Raw genomic sequence first — 5,066 nt, 5'->3', positions numbered from 1 at the left:
GGGAGTCGGGAGTCGGGAGTCGGGAGTAGGTAAGCAAGCATTCAGCGGTCAGCGGTCAGCGGTCAGCCGTTAGCTTTGTGGCACAGGCTTCGACGTTGTGACTTTACGCTTACCTGTTTTCTTCAAAAGTTCCGTAGCTTGCCCATAGCCCATAAGCTGATAGCTGATAGCTGATAGCTGATAGCTGATAGCTGATAGCTGAATGCTTAATTAGGGCAGATAGGTTTTCTTGATTTACCTATTTGCCCTAATCTATTTTACAGCATTTTTCATAGCTATGAGGTACAGAATATTTTTTCCCTCTTCCCTTTTCTTTCTTCTCTGCTCTTTCCCCCCCTTATTAAGGGGGGTTAGGGGGGATCGCTGCTCCCTGCTCCCTAAAAGCCAGTAGGGCAAAACCTAACATCAACTAAACCCATTTGCCCTTGGCGTAGATAGTTTCCTCTGAATAAGATACGAATATCAGCAGCCAACGATAGAAGATTGAGGAGATCAACAATGGCATTTAGTTTTTCTAAGAAGCGACAAATTAAGGATGACAACCGTGATCTCAAAAGTGATATCAAAGAAGAAATCATCCGGGAATTATTACGACAAGTAAGACATAGTTACAACCTTGCTCTTGGTGTAACTGCGGCATCAGCGTTGATGACTTTATGTGGTGTCGGGCTTTTGTATATTGACAAAGTGTCGGAAGCAAGCTTGACAGCATCGGGCGGAGTTTTGGGGACTATTACTAGTGTCCAATTCGCGAAGGATTCAAAGGAAGAGTTAGAGGAAATGATGGAGAAGTTGTTAGATGAAACCTAAGCATTCAGCCGTCAGCTATCAGCCGTCAGCCGTTGGCCACAAGCCTTTAGCTGTTTCCGTAGCGCATTAGCTGATAGCTGAATGCTTACCTGACATCAGTACAAAAAAACGTAATAGGGGAGGCGATAACAATCAATTTTAGTACTGAAAGCATCAAATCTGATTATTTTTACCTGTTCGCTGTTCCATACTTTGAGTTTGACCCGGTGGGTGGAATGGGCATCTTGCCCGTTTCCGTGGAATGGGCATCTTGCCCGTTTCCTACTAACCCTACTCAATTCACCAACTTAGAACATTCTCGTTGGGTTACTTTATGGCGATAGCGAAACATTTGCTCTAATTGCAGCGTTACTAACCAACCAAACATATCTTCGACTAACGCTCCTCCTGGTAAGGCAAATTCAATGGAATCAGTTAGCCTAGTTTTCTGATCTTCTGGAATAAATTGATGGCGATGAACCCAATAGTCAAAGGGTCCTTCTTGTTGTTGATCACTGAAGAGTCGGTATTGCTCATACTCGGTATGAACAGCAATCCACTCTAAGGGAATTAGACCAAGAAAAATCCGAAATTCCGAAACTGCTCCAATCCCTAAACCCCCCTCACGACGGATCACCTGGATTGGTTGCCAGGGTGGAGTGAGCAGATCGAGAATATCATCTCGCTCATGAAAGGTCCAAACTATCTCAACTGGTGCATTGATCACAGTAGAATAGTTAAAGTGCAGCATTAGATACCCAGTTATATCAAGTCAGGTTGAATACCCATAATTATAGGGAGGGTGGGAAGTGTGGGGAGATGGGGAGATGGGGAGATTTTTATTAAGGGTAATTATCCCAACATGATATTAGACATAAATCTAAAACGCTGGTTTGGAGACTATAGCCTGTCAACCTGTCAACCTGTCAACCTGTCAACCTGTCAACCTGTCAACCTGTCAACTGATCAACCTGTCAACCTTCAAGTGATCAACCTGTCAACCTTCAACTTGTCAACCTGTCAAGCTGTGAACGCGATTGACCGTAGGTCACGCTACGCGATCGCAAACTTAGAGCTGGTAACGAGAGTCACTCCAACCATAAATTGGGTCTCTTGGCTGCTCTTTTTGCCGATTTTTTCTGATCTGAGTTGCTCTAATCAGGGTTTGCCTGACAATACTGACCAGATTATACCATGTTATTTCTTTATTTTTGAGTAATTCCCGGATTCCTTGCAGAGCCAGTTTAGCCGCTAGAGATTCGGTTTCTTCTTGTGGTCTGATCGGTGTACAGAGTCTGATCGGGTCTCGTTGCACGGCAGCAAAGGCTTGACGCACAGTAGTAGTAATCTGCTGCCTTAGTTTTTTGTTACCCTTTAACTGCTGCTGACGCCTCCCCTCTTCACAGGAAGCATACAGAGGTGGTAAACGATTGAGGGCATAGGTAGCCACTTCTACATGGTTTATATACTTAGCTAGCTTCGGGGAAAGTCGAGACTTTTGACGCTCTACTTCCTGAGCCACTAAGATTTCCATGACATTTTGATAGGTTATTGCTTGATGTAATCGATGTGCTTCCATGACTTAACCAGTTAGATATTGCAATAAATAAAAAGCCCTTGACGAGTGGCTTGATCAAAGATGGCCATGTGAAAGACATTTTGTTCTGCCTACGCAAGAACCAGCTAGCCAAATACCCTACTTGGGGTCACCGTTTCTTAGTAACCAATTTTTTGAACTCCTGTTGGATTAGCTCTGAGCTTCTACTGCTGTAGTGAAGCACTTATAGATAGCTTTTATGTAAGCATTCAGCCGTCAGCTATCAGCTATCAGCTTTTAGCTATCAGCGTGTCGCGTATCAGCTTATGGGTTAGGTCCGATGCGTCGAAGCCTGTGCCACGCTACTTGAGGTGCTTTTGAATAAAACAGGTAACCATTTGTTTAATCTGAGTGAAATCACAGCGCTTGTGGCCTGTGCCAAAAAGCTGACGGCACCTCAAGCAGCGTAAGCCTTTGGCTGACCGCTGACCGCTGACCGCTGACCGCTGAACGCGCACGCGTGCGCGTAGCGCATATGCTTACGCTTTTATGTATCCTGTCAGGAACTCTCAACAATAGCTTTTTAGTATTTTTTTAGGTTTGAGCTTAACCCCACACCTAGCCAGGTGAGTCTGGTAACCACAATAATAACTGATCTTTTGCTTTCCGCCTATGATATCGATCACAGGCAAAAGCCACGGTTGCGTTCGCCATCCCAATGGTGAACCAGTCGCATTTTGTAGAAGAAATCTAGTACTAATTAGTAAGTACTGAGGGCTTGTTCAGAGTTTTTCCTTATTACTACAAATTACCTAGGATTGCTAAAGCGATAATCATGTGTTATAATTAGAGGGTTTGTTGATTTTTTTTTCGACGCTCGATAATCTTTTCAGATACTTCTAAATCGACCTGGACTTTTCTAATGGCTAGGTCTGCGGGTAATCCTCTAAGATACCAGCGGTATACCTTGGCTAAGGTAGAGTCATCAGCATCAGCCATAGCCGATGCGATCGCATTTTGAACAGAAGCAGGTACCATTTCCTTTAGGGTGGGTAATCGCTTGCTAGTAAACTCATCCCGACCACTTTTTAACTTAAGGAAATCTTTTAATTTAGCATTTTTTGCGTCCGCAATCAACTCAGAGATCTGGTTAGCAAGTTTTGGTACAGGTTTAACCTTGGGCAACTCAGAGAACTGGTCAGCAAGTTTTGGTAAAGAAGGTTGAACCTTGGGCAACCCAGTGGCTTTATTTCTTACAGCGCTAACCCCTTTGCGTTGATCCATAGCCTGATTCGCAGCGGCATCGGCTTCTGAATTCTGTGCTCGGGGAATCCACTCCAATTTAACAGAGTCAAACTGATTCAGAAGTGACTTAGCTTTTGTCCATAAGGGTCGTAAGTGGGGTGTTTTAACTCTCCAGGTACCTTTAAGCTGATTGATAACCAGTTGAGAATCTCCTTTTAGGACTACCTGCCCAGCACCGATTTCCAAGGCTTTCTCCAACCCAAGAATAGCTCCGTTATATTCGGCCTCATTGTTGGTAGCATGAGGGAAAAATTTACTAACGCTAATAGTTTGAGCTCCTGGTTGTTTAATAATAGCAGCAGCACCAGCTATTCCAGGATTCCCACGAGACCCCCCATCAAATAGGATCGTAAGCTTACTGTTAGTCTTCTTAGCTGTTAAGTTGACTGATTGGTTGTTCATCTAATATTCGTTCCTTCGCTTTTGCGTTCACGCAGCGGCTCCTACAGAGGATCGCAAAATACCTCTGAAGAAGGGAAGCATATATATATATATAAGGTAATAGACTCAACTAGCGTATGTGGGGTGTGGGGTGACCGGGTGTGGGGAGATGGGGAGATGGGGAGATGGGGAGATGGGGAGGTGGGGAGATGGGGAGATGGGGAGATGGGGAGATGGGGAGTCGGGAGCGGTGCGACCCGTGGCGAATTTAATTCGCCTACGGAAAGCGCACCGAGGGAGTCGGGAGTAGGAAAACATCCTGTGTAGCTCATAGGTATGAAAAACACTATAGGTGCATATCCTAAAAGCTGTTTGGCTCGGTGGGTGTAACGGGCATCTTGCCCGTTACTGTACCAACACTGGCTACCGATGAAATGAGGGCGAGCCCGTCCCTAAAGCACCACTAGCAACTGCTGCTCTATTCCCGATTGCCGATTGCCGATTGCCGATTGCCGATTGCCGATTGCCGATTGCCGATTCCCGACTCCCGACTCCCGACTCCCGACTCCCGACTCCCGACTCCCTTTTCATAGTTCATCCTTCATAGTTTCTTAAACCTTATGTGACATACTCCCACACGCTCATCGAAGATTACAGTGTGGGCTTCTTACCAACTCCAGCCATCACTATCGGCTTTCGCCGACGCGGGGCGCGTTCGGATACACGGGTTACTTTATTAACGACACGGGATGCCCCGACCCACCGGAACAATACAATAAGTTCTATTTTTTAGGCACGTAAGTGGCTGACAAACCAGCATTTAAGGCCGTAGGCCACGCTACGCGAACGGCTTTGTTTATCAGTACATATATTATAGCAATTTTATAATACCCTGTGCAAAATTCATCCCACACCTATGCTACGCATTAGGTGTGGGGCTTCTTTTGCCGGACAGCTAAAGTTTTTTTTTAAATACTATGATGTCAAATCATATCATGTCCAGGGTAAGCGCAAGAAAAAATTGCCCATAATGTGCATTGGCTGGATATCGGTT

General features: G+C 45.2%; 6 protein-coding genes. 2 read left to right on the top strand and 4 right to left on the bottom strand.

Annotation, left to right across the window (positions count from 1 at the left end; translation table 11 throughout):
* The first annotated feature begins 498 nt into the window (after window positions 1-498).
* Window positions 499-810 (top strand): TRADD-N-associated membrane domain-containing protein, encoded by a 312-nt coding sequence (locus tag F6K37_RS31780; protein WP_008178243.1) that lies wholly within the window; start codon window positions 499-501, stop codon window positions 808-810.
* A 274-nt stretch (window positions 811-1,084) separates the two neighbouring features.
* Here F6K37_RS31780 and F6K37_RS31775 read toward each other — a convergent pair whose 3' ends face one another.
* From F6K37_RS31775 to F6K37_RS31765, 3 genes are all read right to left on the bottom strand, one after another.
* A complete protein-coding gene (locus F6K37_RS31775) occupies window positions 1,085-1,540 on the bottom strand; it encodes an SRPBCC family protein (protein WP_287254560.1) in 456 nt (151 codons plus the stop codon).
* A gap of 318 nt (window positions 1,541-1,858) precedes the next feature.
* On the bottom strand, window positions 1,859-2,368 hold the full coding sequence (locus F6K37_RS31770) for a late competence development ComFB family protein (protein ID WP_008178239.1): 510 nt from the start codon (window positions 2,366-2,368) through the stop codon (window positions 1,859-1,861).
* An 804-nt stretch (window positions 2,369-3,172) separates the two neighbouring features.
* The gene (locus tag F6K37_RS31765) at window positions 3,173-4,033 is read right to left on the bottom strand and encodes a ribonuclease HI family protein (RefSeq protein WP_287254558.1); all 861 of its coding nucleotides are present in this window, start codon (window positions 4,031-4,033) and stop codon (window positions 3,173-3,175) included.
* A 148-nt stretch (window positions 4,034-4,181) separates the two neighbouring features.
* On the opposite strand from F6K37_RS31765, the gene F6K37_RS31760 reads away from it, so the two are divergent.
* Window positions 4,182-4,322 carry a hypothetical protein gene (locus tag F6K37_RS31760; protein ID WP_287254556.1) on the top strand — a complete coding sequence of 47 codons (141 nt, stop codon included), beginning with the start codon at window positions 4,182-4,184 and terminating at the stop codon, window positions 4,320-4,322.
* A gap of 168 nt (window positions 4,323-4,490) precedes the next feature.
* On the opposite strand, the gene F6K37_RS45765 is transcribed toward F6K37_RS31760, so the two are convergent.
* Complete coding sequence (locus F6K37_RS45765) at window positions 4,491-4,610, bottom strand: AraC family transcriptional regulator (protein WP_143764184.1); 120 nt, start codon at window positions 4,608-4,610, stop codon at window positions 4,491-4,493.
* Between the last annotated feature and the right edge of the window lie 456 nt (window positions 4,611-5,066).

This window comes from Moorena sp. SIO4E2 (genome assembly GCF_010671945.1).
In the GTDB taxonomy this organism is placed as follows: Bacteria; Cyanobacteriota; Cyanobacteriia; order Cyanobacteriales; family Coleofasciculaceae; genus Moorena; species Moorena producens.
Note: the sequence above shows the minus strand (reverse complement) of the source record. Positions and strands in the feature narration are given on the sequence as shown.

What these genes read in the sequence shown, in the direction of transcription:
- F6K37_RS31780 (WP_008178243.1), top strand. Translation starts at nt 499, where the DNA reads ATGGCATTTAGTTTTTCTAAGAAGCGACAAATTAAGGATGACAACCGT.
- F6K37_RS31775 (WP_287254560.1), bottom strand. Translation starts at nt 1,540, where the DNA reads ATGCTGCACTTTAACTATTCTACTGTGATCAATGCACCAGTTGAGATA.
- F6K37_RS31770 (WP_008178239.1), bottom strand. Translation starts at nt 2,368, where the DNA reads ATGGAAGCACATCGATTACATCAAGCAATAACCTATCAAAATGTCATG.
- F6K37_RS31765 (WP_287254558.1), bottom strand. Translation starts at nt 4,033, where the DNA reads ATGAACAACCAATCAGTCAACTTAACAGCTAAGAAGACTAACAGTAAG.
- F6K37_RS31760 (WP_287254556.1), top strand. Translation starts at nt 4,182, where the DNA reads ATGGGGAGATGGGGAGATGGGGAGATGGGGAGGTGGGGAGATGGGGAG.
- F6K37_RS45765 (WP_143764184.1), bottom strand. Translation starts at nt 4,610, where the DNA reads ATGAACTATGAAAAGGGAGTCGGGAGTCGGGAGTCGGGAGTCGGGAGT.